We start from the raw sequence: 19,774 nt of genomic DNA, 5'->3' as shown, positions 1-19,774 counted from the left end.
CTTGAGGGGGAGGGTCGGCACAAAGTGCCGGGGTGGGGTGATCGCGGCAACCTCCGCAGCCAACCAATTGTCACCCCCACCCGCCGCTTCGCGGCGACCTCCCCTCAAGGGGGAGGTGATCAGCTACCACCCTCCTCCGCCTCCGCCGCCACCGCCGCCACCGGAGAACCCTCCGCCTCCGCCCCCACCACTATCGCCGAAGGCGGAGGATGAACTCGATACCGGTGCGGGAATCGTCGAGGCTACGGTCGATGCCATGGAAGAGGAGAAATCGCCGATCGTTCCGCCGATATTGCCGGGGTTGAAGTTGCCGGAATACCAGATCGGCGCATAGGCCGCCGCCGCGGCACCCGCAGCCGTCGCGAGCCAGGCCTCGAAAGCACTGGACCAGGGCTTTTCGACGCCGAGTGCGACGGCATAGGGCAGCAGTTTTTCGAAATGCTGCGGCGACATCTGCGGCGCGCCCTGCATGTTCATTCGGTCACGTTCGGCCAGCGTCAGATATTGCCGGAGACCGGCGATGCCATCCATCATCTTGCGTCCGAGCGGCGTCGGCGCGCCCATCAGAAAATAGAAGACGACATTGAGTGCGAAAATGCCGACGATGCCGGCGACCAGCGGCAGCAGGCCCGCTTCCCATAACGGCACGACGGCGGCGGCAAAGCCGCTGACGGCAGTCGATACCAAGACGAAGCCGAAGAAGGCAAAGACCAGGACGGAAATGATGCGCTGGGCAAGGCTGGCATTATGCCTGCGGAACCTGCGGCCGATCGAGCTGGCGAACAGCGTCACAAAGATCGACAGGAAGCCAGGTACGATGATGAGCGGCAGGGCATTCTCGTGCAGGCGGCCGAAGAGGACGATGGACGCCAGGATGAGGATCGAGAGCGCTATGCCGGCAATGACGTAGAGCGCGTTTGCCTTGTAATATTCGCCGCGATGGTCGCGCTCGATGGCGCCGCGGAATTTCGAGCCGAGCCGCTGCACCGCTTCGCCGTTTTCCCTGTCGATGACAAGCGGCGAGAATGGTCCGACAGCCTGCATGATCACCTTGTCGCCGCCGCCGAGATCGCTGCCTGCCTTGCCGGTTGGACGGATGACCACTTTTTTCTGCAGGTCGTCGAGGATCACATAGCCGCGCACGGCAAGATCGATCGCCGTTGCCGAGAATGCCGTCCAGCCGGAGCTGGCGAAGCCCTTGTTGTCGATGTAATTGACCAGCGCCGGCGAGATGCCTTCGGGCGGGTCCCAGCGCGGGACCATGACGCCGGGCGGAGGATCGCGGCCGACGGCGATCCAGCTGCGCATATAGTAGACAAACAGCAGGATCAGCCCGCCGATGGCAATGGTCGTATCGAGATGATCGCGAAGGAACCAGCCCCATTGCTGGCTGGCGCTCGGCGGCGCGATTACTCCCTTTCCCAGCTTGATGGCGATCGTCAGGCCTTCGGCCATGGCGAGCGGTCTGGTCGTGACGAAGGTGACTATATTGCCCTGCGCGCTGGCGCTTGCATTCTTGCCGTTGGCGCCGAGCGGTCCGGTGAAGAAGGCTAGCTGCTGCGGCTCTACGCCAGCGGGCAATGTCACGATCGCCTTGGCATTGACGATCGGGAACAGCCAGCCATTGCCTGTCACGTTCCAATAAAGCTCATCATGATCGCTGAAATAGCGCATCTGACGATTGGTGTCGTAGGTGAGGCGGAATGCGTGGGGGCCTGGGTTGAGGCTTCTGTCGGCGTTACCGATATAGATGCGCTCGCCGCCCTTGATGCGCTCGCTGTGCCAATCCTCCGGCTGTCCATCGCGCTCGACGGATACGACCTTGAAATCCACCTCGATCTCGCGGCCGTCGGCATCGGTCATAACAAGCGGGAAATCCCGGAAGATGCCGCGGCGGATATCACGCCCCTCTGCATTTACGGAGATCGTCTCGATGACCCGCATGGAGCCGTCATGATGCAAGGCGATTGCCTGATCGAAACTGGTGATGAGCTCGGCAGCCGTTGCCGCCGTTGCACAAAGCAGCAGGCACAGAGCCAGGAAGAACCCGCAAAGCCGTGTCATCACTCCCCCAAAAGGATGGCCGCGGCGCCGCTGCCGGCGCCGCTTCACGTCAGGAACATGCCTGCGCTCAGCCTCCCTTGGGATGGCGGAGCGTCAGTCTTCGTAAGCGACTCCGAGAGACGCCAGCACGTTCCAGTAGGACGGGAAGGTCTTGGCGACGCAATCGGGGTCGAGAATGGTGATGCCGCCGATCTTCAGGCCGGCGAGCGCAAAGCTCATGGCGATGCGGTGATCGGCGAAGCTGTCGATCTCGGCCGGCAGCACTTTGCCGGCAAGGCTCGGATCGGATGCGACGATGAGATCGTCCCCCTCTTCCGTGCCGAGGTTCGGCACGATGCGCGACAGGCCGCTCGACAGCGCGCGGATGCGGTCGCATTCCTTGACGCGGAGATTTTCGATGCCGACGAAGCGCACCGGCGTTTCGTTGAAGGCAGCGAGAACCGCGAGCGTCGGGATGGCATCCTGCATCTGCGAGCCGTCGATGACGGCCGGAAGATGCGGGAACTTCGAGATCAGATCATAAGCTTTCGCATCCGGCTGCGAGAACTGCTCCGCCGGCGTACCGAGATCGATCTTGCCGCCGCTCAGCACTTCGGCCGCCCAGAGATAGGTCGCGGCAGAGGCATCGGGCTCGATCACGAAGTCGGCGGCATGATAGCCGGTGGGCTCCACGCGCCAGGCGACCGGGCTCACGCGCTCGACCTTAGCGCCGAAAGCACGCATCGCCGCGACCGTGAGATCGATATAGCCGAGCGCACCGATATGTTCGCCGAGCAGCTCGACATCGACGGCGCGGTCGCCGCCGGCGGCCATCATCAGGAGCGCCGAAACATACTGGCTGGACAGGCCGCCATCGATCTGCACGCGGCTTGCCTCGAAACGGCCGGTGCCGTTGACGGTCACGGGCGGGCAGCCGGTTTCCGTGAAGGCATCGATGCCGAGCGAGCGCAGCGCATCGACGAGCGGGCCGATCGGCCGCTTGCGCATATGCGCGTCGCCATCGACGATGACCTTGCCGTCGACGAGTGCCGCAGCAGCCGTCAGGAAGCGCGTCGCCGTGCCGGCATTGCCGAGGAAAAGCGGGGCAGCCGGCGCCTGCAGCTTACCGCTGCCGGTCACGATGAAAGTCGTGTCGTCAGGCTCATCGATGACAACACCCATGGCGCGCAGCGCCTCGGCCATATAGCGGGTATCGTCGCTCTTCAGCGCGCCAGTCAGCCGGCTGATGCCCTTGGCAAGGCCTGCCAGCAGCAGCGCGCGGTTGGTGATCGACTTCGATCCCGGCGGCATGGCGCGTCCGGTCAAGGGCTTGCCCGGCGGGATAATCGTGAGTTTGGCTCTACCCATCATCATTCTCTTTGGTCAGTCAGGAAGCCAGCCGATGGCCGGCGGTCGGCATCCTTTACCGCCTGATATGAAAAACCGATAGCGGAAATCTCAGAACTTTACCGTGGGAACGGCGCGGTCCGCCTCGTTGGTGATCTCGAAATAGGCCTTCTTGGTAAATCCGAAGGGGCCGGCGATGAGATTGTTCGGGAAGGTCTCGACCTTGACGTTCAGATCGCGCGCCGCACCGTTGTAATAACGGCGCGACATCTGGATTTCGCCCTCGACGCCTTCCAGCGAGCGCTGCAATTCGAGAAAGTTCGTGTTGGCCTTGAGATCGGGATAGGCTTCGGCAAGCGCAATCACGCGGCCAAGTGCCTGCGACAACAAGCCCTCTACCTGGCCTCGGGCGGCGACATCCCCAGACGGCACGGCCTGCGCCTTGTTGCGCAGTTCGACAACCTCTTCCAAGGTCTGGCGTTCATGGCCGGCATAGCCTTTGACCGTCTCGACCAGATTAGGAATGAGGTCGGCGCGCCGCTTCAACTGCACGTCGATGCCCGACCAGGCCTCCTCAGCCACCTGACGTGCACGGACGAGCCCGTTATAGGCGAAGACGACATAGAGCGCGACCAGCACTACGATCGCAAGAAGAACAAGCATCTGAATCCCCCGTGGCGACTGCAACCCAAGGGACACTAGGCAGATTTCATGCCGATGTCACCCGGCTTTAACGGCAGCGCAGAGCCAAGATAGGCTGTGGCGATGCCCAATCCTTGGGAAGCTCGCCTCAGGCGGCCTGCTGGTTCCAATTGATGCCGCCGGCATCGGTCAGCAGGAAAGCTTCGCCGCAAGCCTTTGCCAGCGTGCGCACGCGCAGGATGTAGCTCTGGCGTTCCGTAACCGAGATAACGCCGCGGGCGTCGAGCAGATTGAAGACGTGACTCGCCTTGATGCACTGGTCATATGCCGGGAAGACGCACTTGTGCAGGCGATGGTTTTCGCTGTCGCCCGGCGCGCCGGCTGCCAGCAATGCCTGGCATTCTTTCTCGGCATCGATGAAATGGCGGTGCAGCATCTCGGTATTGGCATATTCGAAATTATGCCGCGAATATTCCTGTTCGGCCTGCAGAAAGACATCGCCATAGGTGATCTTGTCTTCGCCTTCGAGGCCGTTGAAGTTCAGGTCATAGACGCTGTCGACGCCTTGGACATAGGTGGCAAGGCGCTCCAGTCCGTAGGTCAGCTCACCGGCGACCGGTGCGCATTCGATGCCGCAGACCTGCTGGAAATAGGTGAACTGCGAGACTTCCATGCCATCGCACCAGCATTCCCAGCCGAGGCCCCATGCGCCGAGCGTCGGACTTTCCCAATCGTCCTCGACGAAGCGGATATCGTGCAGAAGCGGATCGAGGCCGATCGCCTTCAGCGAGCCGAGATAGAGCTCCTGCAGGTTCGGCGGATTGGGCTTCAGGATGACCTGATACTGATAATAGTGCTGCAGGCGGTTCGGGTTCTCGCCGTAGCGGCCATCTGACGGACGGCGGGACGGCTGGACATAGGCAGCCCGCCACGGCTTCGGGCCGAGCGAACGCAGCGTGGTCGCCGGATGGAACGTGCCGGCGCCGACCTCCATGTCGTAAGGCTGCAGAACCGCGCAACCCTTGTCGGCCCAGTAATTGTGCAGCGTCAGGATCAGCGCCTGAAAGGAGCGCTTCGGATTCATATGATCGGGCACGTTGGCAGTCATGGGAACTGATTTCTTCCGCTAGCGAATGGTTTGGCGGACAGGTGCCACGACGTGGCGAACGGGTCAAGTTTTTACTCTACAGAATGCAGCGACATTACTCGCACTTAACCCGAGGAGCCGTCAAAATGGATTGACGATGGTCAACTGCTTCTCGACTATCAGACCGGCGTGCAGATCTTCCGAATAAAACCGCTCGCAGCCAGCCTCGATCGCTGCCGCCATCATAGTCGCATCATAGAAAGAAAGCTGATAGCGCTGAGCAAGGTGCAGCCCTGCCAACGTGATTTTCTCACTTACAGGAACGATGGTTGCCGACAAAGCGATGAGGGCATCAATTGCCTCGCGAATATCAGCCCACGACATATTGAGCTTCTTACGTCCGACATTGGCAAACTCATTCAATGCCTGTGCGCTGATAGCGAATGGCTTGGCCAGAAGCGCTTGTGCCTTTTCCGCCCTGCCCTCTTCGGTGAAAGCGTAGAGAAGAACATTCGTGTCGAGAAAATCCAAAACGAGACGCATCAGCGAGAATTGGCGTCTTCGCGATCAAACTTCCAATCCTCCGGAAGTTTGAGCTTGAACGATCTGATTTTTTCCAAGGCTTTCTGCCGCCTGTCGTCACGTTCGATCTCGAAGGCGTTTCCCGTGGCGACACGTACAACGATATCGTCGCCTTCCTTCAAATCGAGCGCATCGACAACCGCTGAAGGAATGCGGATGGCTAAACTATTCCCCCATTTTGCGACCTGCATGAAACACTCCAATGATATACATCAGAAAAGTATATCAAAATCTCACGAACGAAGCAATTCGGCTTATTCATCCTCGCGCTTCACATGATACTCGCCGGTTTTCGGGTCCTTGACCAAGGTTCCCATCGCGCCGGTACGGCGTTCCGTTTCAGCGCGGCGGGATTTTTCGGCGAGCCGCTGGGCATCGCGCACGAAACGCCGATAAAGCAGCCAGAGGCCGCCGACGGCGACGACAAAGAAGATGATCTGGGGCATTACCCAGCGCTCCCGACTACAATCCGTACCGGCCCCACAATGCCTTTTCCTCTGCCGCTTCTGCAAGTCCGGATGCAAGCCCCGCGCCAAGACCGTCCATGCTCCCAAGCGAAATGCCCGGAGCCTTGCGGCCGAAAAGGCTGCGCGGCGCGGTAATCAGCATCGGCTTGACCTTGTCGCCGAAGCGCTTCCTCAATTCCTGGCGCATGTCGCCGAGGCCGTCGATCAAGCCAAGCTCCAGCCCGCGACTGCCGGTCCAGAACAGGCCGGAGAACACCGTTTCGTCCGCCGAGAGCTTTCCTGTGCGGCGTTCAAGCACCATGTCGATGAAGACTTTATGGATTTCGAGCTGCAGGCTCTTCAGATATTCGATGTCCTTTTCCTTCTCCGGCTGGAAAGGATCGAGGATCACCTTGTTCGCGCCGGCGGTGTAGACGCGACGCTCGACGCCGATTTTCTTCAACAGATCCGGAAAACCAAAACCGCCGGAAACGACGCCGATCGAACCGACGATCGAGGTGGCGTCGGCGATGATCTCGTCGCCTGCGAGCGCAATCATATAGCCGCCGGACGCAGCCACATCCTCGACGAAGACCAGGACCCTCTTGTTTTTCTCGGCGGCAAGATCGCGAATGCGGTTGTAGATCATCCGCGATTGCACCGGAGAGCCACCTGGCGAGTTGACGATGATGGCGACTGCCGGCGCCGTCTTCATATCGAAGGCTTTTTCAAGTGCCTGCGACACACCCGCGAGATTCAGCGATTGCCGCAGCGGTCCGCCACCTGAAGAGATGACGCCGCTCAGGCGGACAACGGGGACGATCACCCCCTCCTTACGGAAGCGCTTCGGAAGCATGCGTCTCAAGAACCCAACCATTCGTCATCCCTGAATCATGATGTTTGCTGCCCGTGATGTATGCATGGAAACGGCAAACGCAACATTGCGGATCGTATTTCGTGGCTCGATGCTCAAGCGAAGGATAGACTATCGCCGTGGATAGGCGGCGCGGCCATTGTTCAGATCGTCGACGAAATCGGAAAATTTATGCGTTCCCTCGCCGTGCATAATCAGCGGCGCTCGCAGTGCAAGCCTTGCCCTCGAACCCTTGATCGCCGTCACCAGGATACGCACGGCATTCTCGCCTTGGCGCGGATGGATCGGCGTGATCTCGATGCCGCCGAAGCGGCGCCCGCAGGCGGCGATGATCTCGCCGATGGATTCCGGCCGCGCGATGAGCGAGAGCTGGCCGCCGGGGATCATGATCGCGCCTGCCGTGCGGATCCATTTCTCGAACAGGCCATCCGTCATGGCATGTGCCTCAGCCTTCAAAGCATCGGGCGTGAGCCTGTCGCTGGCGTCGTTGAAGGGTGGGTTCATGATGACATGATGGAAGCTGTCGTCGATCAGGCCCGCCTCATTGCGATCCTTGCCGGTCAAGGTCACATCGGCTTCGATGACGGAGACGCGGCCGGCAAAACGGGCATTTTCCTGCAGCGCAAGGCTCTTGCGGGCGAACTCGGCCATGTCGGGAGAGCGCTCGAACAATACGACCTCCGCATGATCGAGCCGAGACGCGACGGCCATTCCGGCGGCCCCCGCCCCCGCGCCGAGATCGGCTACCCTGATCGTGCGGTCATCGGCCACGAGCGCGGCCAGCAGCATGGCATCCATGCCGGAGCGGTGCCCCCTGCCCTTCGGCTGGACGATATGAAAAGCGCCGCGATGAAAGGCGTCGATGGTTTCCACGGAGCTGCCGGTCATGGCGGACCTCAAGCCCGCGCCGGGCGCAGCTCGTCGCCGAGACCGGCATCGATCAGGATGCGCCGTGCCTGATCCGCGCGCTCTTCCTCCACCAGAAATCGGCGCGGCAGCATGCCGAGAGATCCCTCCAGGATGCTCATCGCCTGATCCGCCACCAGACAATGAATTCCGGCATCCTTCATCAGGCTCTCCGCAAAGGAGAGAACGACCGGGTCGTTGGTGCGGATCAGCTCGTGCATAAGCCCTAGAATTCCTGTCAAATTTACGCGACGAGACAATTCGCCTCTTGCCGCCTCTTTCGCCCCTTCTTATTGTGCTTTGCAGAAAATGAACAGGAGTCCGGATCGTTGGGCGTCGTGATACCGCTGGAAGAAAGCAAGAATAAACTGGCATCCATCAAGCCATTGGTGGATCTGACCAAGGCGGACATGGAACGCGTCAATCAGCTCATCCTGTCCAAGGCCGGCTCCGATGTGCAGATGATCCCCGAAGTTGCCGAGCATCTCATCTCCTCCGGCGGCAAGCGCCTGCGCCCGATGTTGACGATCGCGTCTGCCGCACTTTACGGCTATCAGGGCGATAATCACATCAAGCTCGCAACATCGGTCGAATTCCTGCATACGGCGACGCTGCTGCATGACGACGTGGTCGATGAAAGCGATCTGCGCCGCGGCAAATCCACCGCCCGCATGATCTGGGGCAACCAGGCGAGCGTTCTGGTCGGCGACTTCCTGCTCGGCCAGGCTTTCCGCATGATGGTGGAAGTCGGCTCGCTCGATGCTCTCGACGTCTTGTCCTCCGCTGCCTGCGTCATCGCCGAAGGCGAGGTGCTGCAGCTTTCCGTTTCCAAGAACATGGAAACGACGGAAGACGATTATCTCTCGGTCATCCGCGCCAAGACTGCAGCGCTCTTTGCCGCCGCAGCCGAAGTTGGCCCGATCGTTGCCAATGCCGGCAAGGCGGAGCGCAATGCGCTGAAATCCTACGGCACCAATCTCGGCCTCGCTTTCCAACTCGTCGACGACGCGCTTGATTACGGCGGCAAGGCTGCCGATCTCGGCAAGAATGTCGGCGACGATTTCCGCGAGGGCAAGATCACGCTGCCGGTGATTCTGGCCTATCGCCGCGGTACCGAGAAAGAACGCGCCTTCTGGCGTGATGCCATCGAAACCGGCGATAACAGCGACGAGAATCTCGAAAAGGCCCTCGGCCTGATCACGAAATACGGCGCGCTGGCCGACACGATTGCCCGTGCCGTGCACTACGGCACCATCGCGCGCGACGCTCTGGCGCCTCTGCCGGAAACGCCTTGGAAATCGGCACTTCTCGAAGTGATCGATTTCTGCATCGAACGCGTTAATTGATAGCGGCGACCCGAATTTCTTGCAGGGCCGCTTCAAAAAAGCCATCCTGTTGTGAATCAGTTGACACGAATGCGTTGTGCCGCCGGCGACTTCGCCGGCCATTCCCTTGATGAAAGGCTTTCTAATGCGGCAGAGACTTGCCATCCGTTTCCTTTCGGGCGTAGCCTTGGCGGCAATCCTTTCGGTGTCCGCCCTGACTGGCGCGCGCGCGGAGGATAAGCCGGCAGCAACAGCGCCGGAGGCCAGCGCTCCGGTTGCTTTCGATCCCGATAGCGTCGATACCTTCGCAGGCGCGTTTCTCGCTGCCCGCACGGCCGATGTCGATCACGACTACGACACAGCCATCACGCTTTATAAAAAGGCGCTGATGATCGACCCCAGCAATTCCGAAATCCGCCAGCGTCTGATGATCTCGCTGCTGCTCAACGGCAATCTGGAAGAAGGCGTCAAATACGCCAACGAGCTGAAAAGCGATCCCTCTGTCGAGCGCGTGACCACGATCGTGCGCGGCATGGATGCCATCCGTCGCCACGAATACCGCACCGCGCAGGAAATCCTCAAATATAACGGTCCGAACGATCTCGACCGGATGATGACCAACCTGCTTTCCGCCTGGGCCCGGGCCGGATCCGGCCGCGGCAAGGAAGCGATCTCGATGATCGACAAGATGAAGGGCCCGGACTGGTTCAACATCTTCAAGAACTATCATGCCGGAGCCATCGCGCTGACATTGGGTGACCTCAAATCGGCACGCTCGCATCTCAACGATGCGATCCTCGACAAGACGGGCGGTGCAACGGCTCCCGATACCTTCATGCGCGCGGTCATGGCGCTTGCACGGCTCGAAGCCAAGGCCGGCGACAAGCAGAAGGCGCTGGATGCGATCTCGGTCGGCGACAACCTCGTCAGCAACTACGCACCGCTGAATGCGCTGCGCGACAGCATCGCCAAGGGCGACACGCCGGACCAACAGGTCACCAATGCGAGCCAGGGCGCGGCCGCCGTGCTCTTCACCATCGGCGCCGCACTGAACCGCGACGGCGCCGAAGACGTGGTCTCGCTCTACCTGCAGATTGCCAATTCGCTCGATCCCAAGGCCGCCGATACGCTGGTTCTTCTCGGCGGACTTGCCGAAAAGCAGGAGCAGACCGATCGCGCCATCACCTTCTACAAGAAGGTGCCTGATGATTCGCCGATGGCCCGCATTTCCGAGCTGCAGCTCGGTCTTGCGCTTGCCCAGTCCGGCAAGGTCGACGATGCTCGCAAACACCTGAAAGCGTTGATCGATTCCGATCCCAACGATGTTCGCAGCTATCTTGCCTATGGCAGCGTCCTTTCCGACGCCAAGGATTTTCAGGCCATGGCCGAGAACTACGACAAGGCCGTACAGATCATCGGCCCGGTGCCGAAGCGTAGCGATTGGGCCGTGTTCTTCCAGCGCGGCATCGCTTATGAGCGGCTGAAGAAGTGGCCGGAAGCCGAGCCGAACTTCAAGAAGGCGCTCGAACTGAACCCGGATCAGCCACAGGTGCTGAACTATCTCGGCTATTCCTGGGTCGACATGAACATGAACCTCGACCAGGGCCTGGACATGATCAAGAAGGCCGTCGACCTGAAGCCGGATGACGGCTACATCGTCGACTCGCTCGGCTGGGCCTATTTCCGCCTGAACCGCTTCGACGAAGCGGTGAACGAGCTGGAACGGGCGGCACAGCTGAAGGCCGGCGATCCGACGATCAACGACCACCTGGGCGACGCCTATTGGCGTGTGAACCGCAAGCTCGAAGCCGTCTACCAGTGGAACCGCGCACTCGCCTCGAAGCCGGAAGAAGCCGATATTCCGAAGATCAAGGAAAAGGTCGAGAAGGGCCTGCCCGTGCTCGATAACGATCCGAAGACCGTCGACAAGAGCAAGCTACCCGATCCCGCGCCTGCGCCTTCGCCCGACACGAACGCTCCGGCGCCGGTCGACAAGAAGTCCTAAGACTTCCCATGAATACGGTCTTGGCAGCGGGCGATTTCGACCTCATGGAGGAAGCGCCCGCGAAGATCAATCTTGCGCTGCATGTGACCGGCCGCCGCGCCGACGGCTATCACCTGCTCGACATGCTCGTCAGTTTTGCCCGCCATGGTGATCGCGTCGCATTCCGCGCAAGCGCGCAGGATGAGTTCAGCCTTTCCGGGCGCTTCGGCCCACTACTGTCGGCAGATGCCGAGGCTGGCGACAATCTCGTGTTCAAGGCGCGCGATCTGCTGCGGCAGGCCGCACAGGCGGCGGGCTTCGATGCACCCGCCGTTCATATCCATCTTGAAAAGAACCTGCCGATCGCATCGGGCATCGGCGGCGGCTCGGCGGATGCGGCGGCGACATTGCGTGGACTGATGCGGTTATGGCAGCTCACGCTACCTGACGAGAAGGTCACGGCCATCGCCTTGAAGCTTGGCGCCGATGTGCCGATGTGCCTTGCCAGCCAACCGCTGGTGGCGCGCGGGATCGGCGAGGCGATAGGCTTGCTGCCGGCATTCCCCTCCTTTCCGATAGTTCTCGGCAATCCACTCGTCGGCGTCTCCACGCCGGATGTATTTCGCCATCTCACCCGCAAGGACAATCCGCCGCTGCTGTTTCCAACACAGATGCCGCGCGGCTCCAGCGAGTGGATCAAGGTGATCAGGAACCTGCGCAACGATCTCGAACCGCCGGCGCGCTCGATCTGCGGTGAGATTTCGGTGCTTTCCGGTCTGATCGAAAGCCAGCAGCCGATGGTGACCCGGATGTCCGGCTCCGGGGCCACCTGCTTCGGGATTTTCGAAAGTGCCGAACAGGCGAAGGCTGCTGCATCCTCGCTTCACAGGCAGAAGCCGGACTGGTATTTCCAGGTGACGGAAACGATTGCGGGAGAGGCATGATGGCAGGTTCAGTCAGCGAAAGATCCTTCATTCCCGTCGGCATCGCCGTGCTGACCGTTTCCGATACGCGAACGCTCGCAGACGACAAGTCCGGCGATACGCTTGTCGCGCGCATTGCCGAAGCAGGCCACAGGCTGGCGGCCCGCGCCATCGTTCCTGACGACAAGGAGCGCATCCGCATGCAGGTAGAAGCCTGGACGAAAGACGATGCGGTCGACGTGGTGATCACTACCGGCGGCACCGGCTTCACCGGCCGCGATGTCACGCCCGAAGCGCTGGAGCCGCTGTTCGAGAAACGTATGGACGGCTTCTCCGAGGTCTTCCATCGTATCTCCTACGACAAGATCGGCACGGCGACGATCCAGTCGCGGGCGACCGGCGGCGTCGCCAATGCCACCTTCATCTTCGTGCTGCCGGGATCGCCCGGCGCCTGCAAGGATGCCTGGGACGGCATTTTGAAGGCGCAGCTCGATTATCGCCATATGCCCTGCAATTTCGTGGAGATCATGCCGCGCCTCGATGAGCATCTGAAGCGCGGCGCCGTCTCCAAGTAGATCTGCTCATCGCGGACATTCCTATGCCTTCGGCCCTGGCAGGGCAGGAATTGATTCCCAATTATCGCCGCTGAGAATGATGCAGCTGCGCCCCGAGGCGTCGGTGATCAACAGCGTCCAGCTACCGCTCTCAGCGGCGTAGATCTCCACGATCGTATTGGGATCGAGCTTGCCGACCGCCGAAAGTTTTTCGGAAAGGTTGTCGCCAAGAAAGGCGACGATATCGAAGCGCTGGGCGCAAACCAGCATCGCCTGGGAACCTGCAACGCCGGGAAAAAGGATCGCACTTGACATGAGAGCCATGGACAAGAGGCGGTAAAGCATCGTGCGTTTCATGACGCACCTCCCTTCGCCGGTATCCCGGCGGACAAGGAGTGTGCCGCTGACCTGCTCCGCCGCATATCGGCATCTTCATGGTCGGCCGCCCGACGCGACACGCGTAAGGTGCCGCCACAGGAAAATTATCGCAGGTATTTGCAGCTTTTCAAATGAAATCTGGCTCGAAACCCACGTGCTATCGTGCCGCCCGCGCCACCCACGAGGGTATGAGCTCGCTTGAAAGGCTGCGGCCTTTGCGGCCTTTAGCGAATTCGGCCAGCCGCATGCCGGTTCTGGCAGCCGCGATGGCCTGAGCCTTCGACAAAAGCAATCCCAGTTCCAAAGGCTGCGTGCCCTTGCGAATGCGCTGAAGGAGGGGCCGGCGATAACCGCGCGACGCAGTGAAGCGTGCCGGGGCTTTGTTCAGGGAGACATATTCCGCGATCTCGTCGATCCAGCCCGCCTGCGGCCGGGCACCCGGCTCGACCAGCAGCAGCCAGTCACCGCGCGCCGAACGCAATATGTCCTTGATATCCCACTGCGAATAAAAACGGCATCCGGCGGCATCCGCCACTCGCGAAGTGCCGTCCCTGGAGCCGTGATCGAGCACGACGACATCGCAGACCAGCCCTTCGACCGCGCCTGCCACCAATGTCGCCAATGTCTGCGCCAGCTCGGGTTCGTGATCCTGGCATTCCATGATGACCGTCAACATTGCCCATTTATAAAGCGGCGCATAATTTATTGCCAGCACCTAACCCCCGGGCCGGAACGTTTAAGAAAACCCTGATGCACCACCTCGAAACCATGACACCTCCTTCACCAGCGCCTCGAACGCGTGAAGCGGAAGATGGTGATTCCGGATTTTTGTTCTTGCAATGTTCTCATTTGTCGGATAGGAATTTAATCATCTTAGACGCGGCATGCGATGGCATGAGCCGCCCTGGAGCTACCGATGAACGAGCAGTCCCTTGCAGGGCAGGCCGCATTCGCGCCTGCCAATACGGCAGACGTTGCCAACGCTTTGATCACCGAGGCCGGTCTCAGGGTCGACGCGGAGCGCCGGCGCGGACGCGGCGCCGGATTGAACCCGAGCGGCCGGTTCGAGCCGCAGCAGCGTGAGACCGTCGACGACGGCTGGCAGACATGGGAAGAGCTTCCACCCTTCAAGACCGAAGTACAGGTGGAAAAGCCGCGCACCGCGATCACGCGCAACGAATCCCCCGATATTTCCTTCGATCGTTCCATCAATCCCTATCGCGGTTGCGAGCATGGCTGCATCTACTGCTTCGCGCGGCCGACGCATGCCTATATGGGGCTGTCGGCGGGGCTGGATTTCGAATCGAAGCTGTTTGCCAAGCCGGATGCAGCCAAGCTTCTGGAGCGTGAATTGGCAAAGCCCGGCTACAAGCCCCGCGTCATTGCCATCGGCACCAATACTGACCCTTATCAACCGATCGAGAAGGAATGGCGGATCATGCGGCAGATCCTCGAAGTGCTGAATCGGGCAAACCACCCGGTTGCCATCGTCACCAAGTCGGCGCTGGTCATGCGCGATATCGATATTCTGAAGGACATGGCCGCCAAGAACCTGGTGCGGGTGGGAGTATCGGTGACGACGCTCGACCGGAAGCTCGCGCGCACCATGGAGCCGCGGGCAGCGACACCGCCGCGGCGGCTGGAAGCGATCCAGGCTCTGAACGAGGCCGGCATCCGCACCGCGATCATGGTGGCGCCGATCATTCCAGCGCTCAACGATCACGAAATCGAACGCATCCTCGACGCGGGCAAAGCGGCCGGCGCGCAGGAGGCAAGCTATGTCATTTTGCGGCTGCCGCTGGAAGTGAGCCCGCTCTTTCGCGACTGGCTGCTGCAGCATTATCCGGATCGCTATCGCCATGTGATGTCGCTGATCCGCTCGATGCGCGGCGGCAAGGATTATGATGCCGAATTCGGCAAGCGCATGAAGGGCGCTGGCCCCTATGCCTGGCAAATCAGCCGCCGCTTCGAAATGGCAACGCGCCGGCTCGAACTCACGCGTCGCAATATCGCGTTGCGCGATGACCTGTTCGTGCCGCCTGACGGCAGCGGTGTTCAGCTATCGTTGCTCTGATATTCCTTGCGGGTTTTCCCTGTACCCGCTGGAAAAGCCCCCCGGTTCGCCGCCCTGATCCACCGGGGGCTTGCAGGAGATCGGGTGGTGTGCGAGCTTCGCCGCATGTTACGCAGCACACCACCCGATTCTCCAATGTTATTCGAGGACATCCCGCTCGTCCCGACCTTCGAGCTGGAATTGATCGCTCGGCGTGCCGGACATTGGCCCGTTGCCGGAGCAGACGAAGTGGGCAGAGGCCCGCTTGCAGGGCCGGTCGTAGCTGCCGCCGTCATCCTCGATCCCGAGCGCATTCCGAATGGGCTGAACGATTCCAAGCAGTTGACAGCCGCCAGGCGCGAGGAACTGTTCGTCGAGATCCTCGCGACGGCGACGATCTCCATCGCCTCATCCAGCGCGACCCGTATCGACACGACCGATATCCGCAAGGCAAGCCTGGATGCGATGCGACGCGCCATTTGCGGGCTGGCGGTGCCGGCAAGCTACGTGCTGACCGATGGGCTCGATGTGCCGGCTGGGCTCGCCTGCCCCGGGAAAGCCGTGGTCAAGGGAGACGCGCGCTCCTTCTCCATCGCCGCCGCATCGATTGTCGCCAAAGTGACCCGCGACCGGATGATGGCCCGCGCAGGCGTCGTCTTTCCTGCCTATGGCTTTGCCGCCCATGCCGGCTATGGCACGCCGCAGCATCGCGCCGGCATCGAGCAACACGGCCCCTGCTCGCTGCATCGCATGAGCTTCCGCCCACTCAAGAAGGAAGCCGTCTGAGGTCTCAATTCCTCAGTCCTGCGACGATCTCCGGCGACCATTTCGTGATATAGGCAATGTCTTCCCTATAGATGCGATCATGACCATCCTGCAGGTTCCGGCGATATCTCTCAATGCCGCGTGCAGCTTCCCGTTCCATGAAGGCGAGTAGCGCTTCGAGCCGTTCGATAATGCCCGCCGGAAGCGAACTACGCTCGGAAACCGGTAGCCCGTAGGCGTCGACGAAGAGGCGCGCACGCTGGATCTGGGTGGCAAGGCTATCCAATCCCTCCACCGCCACGCTTGAGGACAATGGCGCCCAGCGATAAACGGCATAGGCCAGGTCCCAAATCCGCGGACCGGGATGGGCGGCTTCGAAATCGATAATCCCGATCACCTCGCCGTCGTTCAAAACGACATTATAGGGTGCGAAATCGCCGTGGCAGATGACCTCGGACGGCAGACGGGGTGGCAGCTGCCACGGCCAAGCCACAGTAAGATCGCGCAAGACCAGCGCCGAACTATGATGATAGCGGCGCAGCAATCGCGCGGCCGATTGCAGGATCTGCTTCGAGCGCATCTCGGCACAGTCGCCGAGATCGCCCGTGGCACCAGGCAGATAGGTCACTCTCTCCCAGACGTCGTCAAATCCGTCCGGCTTCGGGGCGGCATCAAAGCCATGCAGCGGCAGGGAAGCCAATAGCGCATGGACGCCGGGTGTCCAAGGGCGAACGGGCCGCACGATAAGATCGTCCTGGCGAAACGGCTCTTCGTCCATTGTGGGCTGCATCTGTCCTCCCCCTCATTTCCTGATCTTGCCGTTCGTTGCGGCAACGATCAATCTGCGAGAAATCGGATGGCCACGATTAACGGGGATTTGACCGCATTGCTTCAGCACCCCGTGGTTCGAGGCTCCGGTCCCTTCGGCGGCTCAAGAGCCTGCGGCATCCCATCATAAGGGGCTGCTCTCCTGCGCAAAACTGCACGTTGAACCGGGCTCATGCGACGGGAAGCCGCTCTGTGATAGCATGTCCTCCCACCAACAAAAAACCCCGCCGAAGCGGGGTTTTCCAAATTCGATATTCCGAACGCGTCAGTTCAGCCGCGTCTTCACTTCCTTGACGGCATCGTTGAAGAGACCGGACTGGATGCTTCCATCGGCCTTCTTCGCAAGCACCGATTCAGCAGCGGCGATCGCCAGGTCGACGGCGGCGGAACGAACCGCCTTCATCGCATCGGCTTCAGCCTGCTTGATCTTCTGCTCGGAGAGTGCCGTGCGGTTGGCGACGAATTCCTCCGTCTTCTTGCGGGCTTCCGTCGTCAGCATATCGGCTTCGCGCTCGGCTGCGGCGACGATATTCGCGGCTTCAGCTTCTGCTTCCTTGCGCTTGCGCTGATATTCGGCCAGCAGATGCTGGGCCTCTTCACGCAGGCGCTTGGCTTCAGCGAGTTCGTTGCGGATCTGGTCGGCGCGGTCGTCCAGAGACTTCGCCATCATGCCCGGAACCTTCAGGTAAACGATCAGGCCGAGGAAGATGAGAAGGCTGACAAACGCGAAGAAAGTGTTGTCGAAAGCGAATTCCATGGATCAGCCCTCCTGCTTGGCGGCAGCTGCTGCAACCGCGGAGGCGACATCGGCCTTGCCGGCGACATTGCCAACCAGCTGCTCGACGACGGCACCAGCCGTCTCCTCGGCAATCGCACCGACATCGCCGAAGGCTTTCGCCTTGATTTCAGCAATGCGGCCTTCTGCGGCCTTGAGCTTCTCAGCCAGGCTCGCCTCGATCGCCTTGCGATCCTCTTCGGCCTTGGCCTTGGCGGCATCGCGGGCAGTGGCGCCGATGGAATTCGCCTTGGCGCGCGCAGCGGCCAATTCGCTTTCATAGGTCGCAACGGCGGCATCGGCTTCAGCCTTCAGACGCGAGGCCTCTTCGATATCCTGGGCGATCCGGTCGTGCCGGCTTTCCAGAATGCTGCCGACGCGCGGAATAACGATCTTCTGCATGGCCACGTAGAAGATGACGAAGGTGATCACCAGCCAAAACAGCTGTGACGGATACGTCGTATGGTCAAACGGCGGGAATACGCCGCCGTGATGGCCTTCATTCGGCGCACCCGTTTCCGTGTGCACCGCTCCGGCGGCCGGCGGTGCTTCTTCAGCATATGCCGGGGTCACAAACATGCTCACCTCCAGGTGGTCTGCAAATACAAAGAATCACGGCTCGCTGCCCGCGAACCGTGATCTATGACGCCGCTGATATCAGACGGCGAAGAGCAGGAGGAGAGCGACGAGCAGCGAGAAGATGCCCAGAGCTTCCGTAACGGCGAAGCCGAATACCAGACGGCCGAACTGGCTGTCAGCAGCCGACGGGTTGCGCAGTGCGCCGGACAGGTAGCTGCCGAAGATATTGCCGAGGCCGAGAGCCGTGCCGGCCATACCAAAGCAAGCCAAACCTGCGCCGATGAACTTTGCTGCTTCCGCGTCCATGTTGAACTCCTTTGAAATGGTTGTGCGGTGAATGACTGACGCCGTTAGACGCCAATGTCTTTATCCTTAGTGGCCGCCCGGATGGATTGCGTCGTTGAGGTACATGCAAGTCAGCACCGCAAAGACGTAAGCCTGAAGGAAGGCGACAAGGAACTCGAGACCGGTGAGGGCGACGGTCATGATAAGAGGAAGAACAGCTCCGCCGATACCAAGCGCGCCGAGTGCTCCGAGCGAGGCGACGAAGCCTGCGAACACCTTGAGCGTGATATGACCTGCCAGCATGTTGGCGAAAAGACGAACGGAGAGCGAAACCGGACGGGACAGGAAGGAGATGATCTCGATCGCCACCACCAGCGGCAAGAGAACTCCCGGAACACCCTCAGGAACGAAGATCTTGAAGAAGCCGAAGCCGTGCTTGATCAAGCCATAGAAAATAACGGTGAAGATGACGAGCAGTGCGAGCGCCAGCGTCACGATGATCTGGCTGGTGACGGTGTAGAAGTAAGGAACGAGGCCGAGCAGGTTCGCCGTCAGGACGAACATGAAGAGAGAGAAGACCAGCGGGAAGAACTTCATTCCCTTTGTCCCCGCCCCTTCTTTCAACATCGAGGCGATGAACTCATAGGCCATTTCCGCCACCGACTGCGAGCGCGTCGGGATGACGCCGCGCGGCGCACTGGCGAAATAAAGGAAACCCGCGGAGAGCACTGCGGAAGCAACCATGAACAGGGAGGCGTTGGTGAACGAAAAATCAATTCCGCCGATATCGATCGGGATAATCTTGAAGATCAGGAACTGATGGGTAGGATCGTTTGCCACCGCTTGTTCTCTTTCATTTTTCCGCTCCACCGAGCGGATGCTTCTCATCTGGAAACAGCGCCGCAGCGTTGCTTCCGCTCATTTCTTATCGTGCCCACCCTCGCCCGGCACCGGTGTCGCCACCTTGCCCGCAGAGCGCAGCACATTCAGCACGCCGGCACAGAATCCGAGAAGCAGAAAAATAATCATGCCCCACGGCGTCGTACCGATAAAACGGTCGAAGACATAGCCCAGAACGACACCAACGATGATCGCAGCTATGAACTCACTGGAAAGCTTCATCGCCTGAGCATAACCCTTACGGCTCTCCTCAGCGCGAACCTCCTCGCGTTCACCCTCTCTCACCGCAGCGCGCTTGTTCGCCAATTCGGCTCCCAACTGCGCTCGCCGCTGTTCCAGACCCTCGTCGCGGTCATCCGTCATGATAACGTCCTCCCCATTTCGCTGCGCGTAATCCCTATCCCCGGTCAACGCGTAAACGAACGGCAGGTTTCGCCACCTTTCGGCCCGTTTTGAAGTCGCGCGCAACATAGTTTTAGGAAAAAGCATAGTCAAGGC

The 19,774-nt window shown here is 60.6% G+C and carries 24 protein-coding genes; 6 read left to right on the top strand and 18 right to left on the bottom strand.

Translation table 11 applies throughout. From position 1 onward, the window contains the following. Window positions 1–123 precede the first annotated feature (123 nt). From DQ393_RS07455 to DQ393_RS07410, 10 genes are all read right to left on the bottom strand, one after another. The gene (locus tag DQ393_RS07455) at window positions 124–2,067 is read right to left on the bottom strand and encodes a DUF2207 domain-containing protein (RefSeq protein WP_432421991.1); all 1,944 of its coding nucleotides are present in this window, start codon (window positions 2,065–2,067) and stop codon (window positions 124–126) included. A gap of 90 nt (window positions 2,068–2,157) precedes the next feature. Beyond that, window positions 2,158–3,414: a 3-phosphoshikimate 1-carboxyvinyltransferase gene (locus tag DQ393_RS07450; RefSeq protein ID WP_181592300.1), complete on the bottom strand. Its 1,257-nt coding sequence runs from the start codon at window positions 3,412–3,414 to the stop codon at window positions 2,158–2,160. A gap of 87 nt (window positions 3,415–3,501) precedes the next feature. Continuing rightward, window positions 3,502–4,053, bottom strand: a complete 552-nt coding sequence (locus tag DQ393_RS07445; RefSeq protein ID WP_112341131.1) for a LemA family protein — start codon at window positions 4,051–4,053, stop codon at window positions 3,502–3,504. Between the two features lie 127 nt (window positions 4,054–4,180). Beyond that, the gene (locus tag DQ393_RS07440) at window positions 4,181–5,140 is read right to left on the bottom strand and encodes a glycine--tRNA ligase subunit alpha (protein WP_112335445.1); all 960 of its coding nucleotides are present in this window, start codon (window positions 5,138–5,140) and stop codon (window positions 4,181–4,183) included. Between the two features lie 120 nt (window positions 5,141–5,260). Then, window positions 5,261–5,662, bottom strand: a complete 402-nt coding sequence (locus DQ393_RS07435) for a PIN domain-containing protein (RefSeq protein WP_112341130.1) — start codon at window positions 5,660–5,662, stop codon at window positions 5,261–5,263. Beyond that, entirely contained in the window at window positions 5,662–5,892 is a 231-nt protein-coding gene (locus DQ393_RS07430) for an AbrB/MazE/SpoVT family DNA-binding domain-containing protein (protein WP_112341129.1), read from the bottom strand. The genes DQ393_RS07435 and DQ393_RS07430 overlap by 1 nt, the downstream gene beginning before the upstream one ends. A gap of 63 nt (window positions 5,893–5,955) precedes the next feature. After that, a complete protein-coding gene (locus tag DQ393_RS07425) occupies window positions 5,956–6,147 on the bottom strand; it encodes an NfeD family protein (RefSeq protein ID WP_095434098.1) in 192 nt (63 codons plus the stop codon). 16 nt (window positions 6,148–6,163) lie between these two features. Beyond that, a complete protein-coding gene (locus tag DQ393_RS07420; protein WP_112341128.1) occupies window positions 6,164–7,024 on the bottom strand; it encodes a S49 family peptidase in 861 nt (286 codons plus the stop codon). A gap of 108 nt (window positions 7,025–7,132) precedes the next feature. Continuing rightward, on the bottom strand, window positions 7,133–7,909 hold the full coding sequence (locus tag DQ393_RS07415; RefSeq protein ID WP_112341127.1) for a tRNA1(Val) (adenine(37)-N6)-methyltransferase: 777 nt from the start codon (window positions 7,907–7,909) through the stop codon (window positions 7,133–7,135). An 8-nt stretch (window positions 7,910–7,917) separates the two neighbouring features. Beyond that, window positions 7,918–8,148, bottom strand: a complete 231-nt coding sequence (locus tag DQ393_RS07410; protein ID WP_112341126.1) for a DUF2007 domain-containing protein — start codon at window positions 8,146–8,148, stop codon at window positions 7,918–7,920. Between the two features lie 108 nt (window positions 8,149–8,256). Here DQ393_RS07410 and DQ393_RS07405 point away from each other — a divergent pair, with 108 nt between their 5' ends. The 4 genes from DQ393_RS07405 to moaB all read left to right on the top strand — a co-directional run bounded on the left by DQ393_RS07405 (window position 8,257) and on the right by moaB (window position 12,734). Further along, entirely contained in the window at window positions 8,257–9,273 is a 1,017-nt protein-coding gene (locus DQ393_RS07405) for a polyprenyl synthetase family protein (protein ID WP_112341125.1), read from the top strand. A gap of 124 nt (window positions 9,274–9,397) precedes the next feature. Next, window positions 9,398–11,257, top strand: coding sequence for a tetratricopeptide repeat protein (locus DQ393_RS07400; RefSeq protein ID WP_112341124.1), 1,860 nt, complete (start codon window positions 9,398–9,400; stop codon window positions 11,255–11,257). A gap of 8 nt (window positions 11,258–11,265) precedes the next feature. Next, window positions 11,266–12,180: a 4-(cytidine 5'-diphospho)-2-C-methyl-D-erythritol kinase gene (locus DQ393_RS07395; RefSeq protein WP_112341123.1), complete on the top strand. Its 915-nt coding sequence runs from the start codon at window positions 11,266–11,268 to the stop codon at window positions 12,178–12,180. Next, window positions 12,180–12,734, top strand: coding sequence for a molybdenum cofactor biosynthesis protein B (gene moaB / locus DQ393_RS07390; protein ID WP_112341122.1), 555 nt, complete (start codon window positions 12,180–12,182; stop codon window positions 12,732–12,734). The genes DQ393_RS07395 and moaB overlap by 1 nt, the downstream gene beginning before the upstream one ends. Before the next feature lie 21 nt (window positions 12,735–12,755). Here the strand turns inward: moaB and DQ393_RS07385 are convergent, their stop codons facing one another. After that, complete coding sequence (locus DQ393_RS07385) at window positions 12,756–13,070, bottom strand: hypothetical protein (RefSeq protein ID WP_112341121.1); 315 nt, start codon at window positions 13,068–13,070, stop codon at window positions 12,756–12,758. A gap of 178 nt (window positions 13,071–13,248) precedes the next feature. Next, window positions 13,249–13,767 carry a glycosyl transferase gene (locus tag DQ393_RS07380; protein WP_112341120.1) on the bottom strand — a complete coding sequence of 173 codons (519 nt, stop codon included), beginning with the start codon at window positions 13,765–13,767 and terminating at the stop codon, window positions 13,249–13,251. 240 nt (window positions 13,768–14,007) lie between these two features. On the opposite strand from DQ393_RS07380, the gene DQ393_RS07375 reads away from it, so the two are divergent. Next, entirely contained in the window at window positions 14,008–15,165 is a 1,158-nt protein-coding gene (locus DQ393_RS07375) for a PA0069 family radical SAM protein (protein ID WP_112341119.1), read from the top strand. A 105-nt stretch (window positions 15,166–15,270) separates the two neighbouring features. Beyond that, the gene (locus tag DQ393_RS07370; protein WP_112341118.1) at window positions 15,271–15,930 is read left to right on the top strand and encodes a ribonuclease HII; all 660 of its coding nucleotides are present in this window, start codon (window positions 15,271–15,273) and stop codon (window positions 15,928–15,930) included. Between the two features lie 4 nt (window positions 15,931–15,934). Here DQ393_RS07370 and DQ393_RS07365 read toward each other — a convergent pair whose 3' ends face one another. The 6 genes from DQ393_RS07365 to DQ393_RS07340 all read right to left on the bottom strand — a co-directional run bounded on the left by DQ393_RS07365 (window position 15,935) and on the right by DQ393_RS07340 (window position 19,639). Continuing rightward, complete coding sequence (locus DQ393_RS07365) at window positions 15,935–16,699, bottom strand: phosphotransferase (protein ID WP_112341117.1); 765 nt, start codon at window positions 16,697–16,699, stop codon at window positions 15,935–15,937. 303 nt (window positions 16,700–17,002) lie between these two features. Then, complete coding sequence (locus DQ393_RS07360) at window positions 17,003–17,494, bottom strand: F0F1 ATP synthase subunit B (RefSeq protein WP_112341116.1); 492 nt, start codon at window positions 17,492–17,494, stop codon at window positions 17,003–17,005. 3 nt (window positions 17,495–17,497) lie between these two features. Beyond that, window positions 17,498–18,091, bottom strand: coding sequence for a F0F1 ATP synthase subunit B (locus DQ393_RS07355; protein ID WP_112341115.1), 594 nt, complete (start codon window positions 18,089–18,091; stop codon window positions 17,498–17,500). A gap of 78 nt (window positions 18,092–18,169) precedes the next feature. Continuing rightward, complete coding sequence (locus tag DQ393_RS07350; RefSeq protein ID WP_015338972.1) at window positions 18,170–18,397, bottom strand: F0F1 ATP synthase subunit C; 228 nt, start codon at window positions 18,395–18,397, stop codon at window positions 18,170–18,172. Window positions 18,398–18,463: 66 nt separating this feature from the next. Continuing rightward, entirely contained in the window at window positions 18,464–19,216 is a 753-nt protein-coding gene (locus DQ393_RS07345; protein ID WP_112341244.1) for a F0F1 ATP synthase subunit A, read from the bottom strand. 78 nt (window positions 19,217–19,294) lie between these two features. Then, complete coding sequence (locus tag DQ393_RS07340; protein WP_112341243.1) at window positions 19,295–19,639, bottom strand: AtpZ/AtpI family protein; 345 nt, start codon at window positions 19,637–19,639, stop codon at window positions 19,295–19,297. Window positions 19,640–19,774: the final 135 nt, after the last annotated feature.

It is taken from the genome of Martinezella tropici (assembly GCF_003287875.1).
GTDB classification, from domain to species: Bacteria; Pseudomonadota; Alphaproteobacteria; order Rhizobiales; family Rhizobiaceae; genus Rhizobium; species Rhizobium tropici_C.
This window is presented reverse-complemented; position numbering and strand designations above follow the sequence as displayed.

Bases quoted from the DNA above. Each gene is read 5' to 3' on its own strand.
- DQ393_RS07355 (WP_112341115.1), bottom strand. From the start codon at position 18,091: ATGTTTGTGACCCCGGCATATGCTGAAGAAGCACCGCCGGCCGCCGGA.
- DQ393_RS07440 (WP_112335445.1), bottom strand. From the start codon at position 5,140: ATGACTGCCAACGTGCCCGATCATATGAATCCGAAGCGCTCCTTTCAG.
- DQ393_RS07350 (WP_015338972.1), bottom strand. From the start codon at position 18,397: ATGGACGCGGAAGCAGCAAAGTTCATCGGCGCAGGTTTGGCTTGCTTT.
- DQ393_RS07370 (WP_112341118.1), top strand. From the start codon at position 15,271: ATGTTACGCAGCACACCACCCGATTCTCCAATGTTATTCGAGGACATC.
- DQ393_RS07375 (WP_112341119.1), top strand. From the start codon at position 14,008: ATGAACGAGCAGTCCCTTGCAGGGCAGGCCGCATTCGCGCCTGCCAAT.
- DQ393_RS07365 (WP_112341117.1), bottom strand. From the start codon at position 16,699: ATGCAGCCCACAATGGACGAAGAGCCGTTTCGCCAGGACGATCTTATC.
- DQ393_RS07445 (WP_112341131.1), bottom strand. From the start codon at position 4,053: ATGCTTGTTCTTCTTGCGATCGTAGTGCTGGTCGCGCTCTATGTCGTC.
- DQ393_RS07410 (WP_112341126.1), bottom strand. From the start codon at position 8,148: ATGCACGAGCTGATCCGCACCAACGACCCGGTCGTTCTCTCCTTTGCG.
- DQ393_RS07415 (WP_112341127.1), bottom strand. From the start codon at position 7,909: ATGACCGGCAGCTCCGTGGAAACCATCGACGCCTTTCATCGCGGCGCT.
- DQ393_RS07395 (WP_112341123.1), top strand. From the start codon at position 11,266: ATGAATACGGTCTTGGCAGCGGGCGATTTCGACCTCATGGAGGAAGCG.
- DQ393_RS07420 (WP_112341128.1), bottom strand. From the start codon at position 7,024: ATGGTTGGGTTCTTGAGACGCATGCTTCCGAAGCGCTTCCGTAAGGAG.
- DQ393_RS07435 (WP_112341130.1), bottom strand. From the start codon at position 5,662: ATGCGTCTCGTTTTGGATTTTCTCGACACGAATGTTCTTCTCTACGCT.
- DQ393_RS07450 (WP_181592300.1), bottom strand. From the start codon at position 3,414: ATGATGGGTAGAGCCAAACTCACGATTATCCCGCCGGGCAAGCCCTTG.
- DQ393_RS07400 (WP_112341124.1), top strand. From the start codon at position 9,398: ATGCGGCAGAGACTTGCCATCCGTTTCCTTTCGGGCGTAGCCTTGGCG.
- DQ393_RS07385 (WP_112341121.1), bottom strand. From the start codon at position 13,070: ATGAAACGCACGATGCTTTACCGCCTCTTGTCCATGGCTCTCATGTCA.
- DQ393_RS07360 (WP_112341116.1), bottom strand. From the start codon at position 17,494: ATGGAATTCGCTTTCGACAACACTTTCTTCGCGTTTGTCAGCCTTCTC.
- DQ393_RS07425 (WP_095434098.1), bottom strand. From the start codon at position 6,147: ATGCCCCAGATCATCTTCTTTGTCGTCGCCGTCGGCGGCCTCTGGCTG.
- moaB (WP_112341122.1), top strand. From the start codon at position 12,180: ATGGCAGGTTCAGTCAGCGAAAGATCCTTCATTCCCGTCGGCATCGCC.
- DQ393_RS07430 (WP_112341129.1), bottom strand. From the start codon at position 5,892: ATGCAGGTCGCAAAATGGGGGAATAGTTTAGCCATCCGCATTCCTTCA.
- DQ393_RS07340 (WP_112341243.1), bottom strand. From the start codon at position 19,639: ATGACGGATGACCGCGACGAGGGTCTGGAACAGCGGCGAGCGCAGTTG.
- DQ393_RS07380 (WP_112341120.1), bottom strand. From the start codon at position 13,767: ATGTTGACGGTCATCATGGAATGCCAGGATCACGAACCCGAGCTGGCG.